Genomic DNA, 298 nt, shown 5'->3' with positions numbered 1-298 from the left:
GTGCAAAAAACCGTGGAGACTTTCCGTACGGTTTTCTGGATAAAATTTCACACAGTATTTTCGTGGAGCGAAGCAGTCTCCCGCTCTTGCGATTAAGCCGCCTTCATCGATGTCCGGATCGAAAAGCAATGCTTCGCAATTCATATGGCCTCGCTCGGCTTTATCCGCTGATCGTCTAGCGTTTTTACTTTTGTTACGAAGGCGCACGCTTGTCTTCCTCTAATTCTGGAAGAAGCTGATGCTGCAGCCTTCGGATTCGGTTCCTAGGTTGTAGACTTGCATCTGGCCGTTGCGATAG

The 298-nt window shown here is 48.7% G+C and carries 1 protein-coding gene; it reads right to left on the bottom strand.

What is annotated here, in order from left to right; genetic code table 11:
* On the bottom strand, positions 1 to 207 hold a 207-nt coding region (locus NE591_RS14600), incomplete at its 3' end, for a hypothetical protein (RefSeq protein ID WP_256157027.1).
* Positions 208 to 298: the final 91 nt, after the last annotated feature.

Source organism: Adlercreutzia sp. DFI.6.23, from assembly GCF_024462535.1.
Lineage (GTDB): Bacteria > Actinomycetota > Coriobacteriia > Coriobacteriales > Eggerthellaceae > Adlercreutzia > Adlercreutzia rubneri.
The sequence above is the reverse complement of the archived record's forward strand: the minus strand, read 5'-3'. Positions and strand labels throughout refer to the sequence as shown.